The following is a 2,045-nucleotide window of genomic DNA, read 5'->3' on the forward strand; positions in this document are numbered from 1 at the left end:
GCGTTCCCCCCGTTCCGTTGCATGCTTTTTTCCAGCTGGACGCAAATATTTTCCCAGCCACACAATCAGATTTCCGATCGCCCGGACCGGATGCGGCATCGAATGCGGATCACCCAGGCACAGATCCAGAAGATAACCTGCCAGAATCGCAGCTAAGTGATATCCGACCATTCTGCCTTCTATCATTCCTGTCAATACTTTACTGATTGCTGTCATTTTGTCTACTCCCAACTATTCTTTTATTTGATCCGCATTCCCAGACCGCAGATAACCCGGTGCACTTCCTCCGAATATGCGGCGATCCGCTGGCAAATACGCCCGTCTGTCTCCCGATAATCGCGCTCAAATGCTTCCATCGGCACAATGCCGCAGCCGATTTCATCCGCCGTCACGAATGCATCCGGATTTTCCTGCATCAGGCGTTCTGCAAACACGTATGGATCGCGCCCGGCTTCCATCTCACGCCTCACAAACAGTTCAAAATGCGTGATCAGATCCGCCTGCACGATCGTCTGTTCGTCCGTTTCTAATCTCCCATCCGCGATGCGTGCCGTAACTCTACACGCTTCTGGATTTTTCGATCGATTCAGAACGGTGGATAAGTCTTTTGTTTTCCTCCGTTCCAAAGTACGTTTTTCCCACAATTTCATCGCATACGCGGTCTTTCCTTGTTCCCTGCCGCCAATTATAAAAATCATTCTGCTTTTCCTCGCTTAAAAATTCAAAAACCCCAGGCACGTACCTGCCAGCCGCATCACAGCCAGCACCAGCACCACATTCCGCTCGCAGCTCTGCAGAAAATGCCCTGCCAGATCGCCGTTGATGCCGCCAAATTCCCGCATGGAAAAACGATAATAGCAAACAAAGGTTGCAAGAGCCGTCAAGGCTGCCAGAGCGCCGCGCAGATGTCCCCAGTAAATCATCCAGCTGATCGCCAACACTGCTAAAGCTGCCATACTCACGCGAACAACCTTTGTCTCGGCACTTCTGGAAAATTCAGCGGCAAGCCCGTCCTTTTTCGCCTTTGGAAATGCCACCACCGAATAGCCGCTGCAGGCGCGTTCCAGCATAAGCGCCCCCGGCAGCAGCCACACATCTGCTCCCACAAGCTCAGAAACTGCCCCCGCATAGAGAAGCAGGTACAGCCCCAGACCGATGATCGCAAACGCCCCTGTATGTGGATCTTTTAAAATCGCCAGCTTTTTTTCCCGCTCGCCGTAGGAATGGTGCGCATCCGTCACATCGAGATACCCGTCCATATGGATTCCACCGGTAATCAATAGTGGAACTGCCGTCAACAGGCAGGTCCGGAACAGAACTCCAGCACCCAAAATTTCACAGAGCGCAAACGTGGCTATCTCTACCGCCCCGATCACCGCCCCGATCAGCGGAAAAAAACAAAGCGCATAGCGCATCCGCTCTTCCGTCCAGTCCATGCGCGGCATCGGAATGCGTGAATACATGGAAAATGCAATGACAAAACTTCCTATCAGATTCAATCTTCGCTCCCCCTGACTCTATTCTGGCAACCATAACTTTAGCAGGCATTCCGCTCTGTTCCACTCACTGACTACCCTACATCTTTTGTCCTTTCATCGGCTGCAAAAACAGGTGTTGACACCGCAAGCGGAATTCCATACACCACTTCCGTCACCGAATCCGCCATCTGTCCCAGTTCCCGGTTGATCCGTCCCAGAAGCTCTATGTACCGCTCCGATTCCAGATCATACGTCACACCGTCCGAAAAGATCTCATTCGTTACAATGATAAGGTCATGGCACTGGTTTTGCAAGTGTTTTATTCCTTGCAGAATCCGCTCTTGCGCACCATTTTCCTGAGCATAAAATTCATTGAGGACAAGGTTGGACATACATTCAAGGAGAAGCACTGGTTTTTGTGCCACTCGGCAGGACTCCCAGCGCTTCAAACTATCGTTTTCCTGTTCATCGTCCAAACCAGCCGAATTGGACTCTTCGAATCTCTCCTCTAATTCTAATGTTTCTAACCCCGTATACCGCTCAATCGTCTCAAACCCTTTTGCCGCG

At 51.1% G+C, this 2,045-nt stretch carries 4 protein-coding genes; all 4 read right to left on the reverse strand.

What is annotated here, in order from left to right:
* On the reverse strand, window positions 1–216 hold a 216-nt coding region (locus QVO97_RS10365; RefSeq protein ID WP_369678414.1), incomplete at its 3' end, for a cobalamin biosynthesis protein.
* Window positions 217–239: 23 nt separating this feature from the next.
* A complete protein-coding gene (locus QVO97_RS10370) occupies window positions 240–698 on the reverse strand; it encodes a bifunctional adenosylcobinamide kinase/adenosylcobinamide-phosphate guanylyltransferase (RefSeq protein WP_022360251.1) in 459 nt (152 codons plus the stop codon).
* A gap of 15 nt (window positions 699–713) precedes the next feature.
* Entirely contained in the window at window positions 714–1,499 is a 786-nt protein-coding gene (locus tag QVO97_RS10375; protein WP_022360252.1) for an adenosylcobinamide-GDP ribazoletransferase, read from the reverse strand.
* A gap of 71 nt (window positions 1,500–1,570) precedes the next feature.
* Window positions 1,571–2,045 (reverse strand): bifunctional adenosylcobinamide kinase/adenosylcobinamide-phosphate guanylyltransferase (locus QVO97_RS10380; protein ID WP_288189633.1); only part of this gene is annotated, 475 nt, incomplete at its 5' end.

Origin of the sequence: Clostridium sp. CAG:43 (genome assembly GCF_000434655.1) — a bacterium.
In the GTDB taxonomy this organism is placed as follows: domain Bacteria; phylum Bacillota; class Clostridia; order Lachnospirales; family Lachnospiraceae; genus Otoolea; species Otoolea fessa.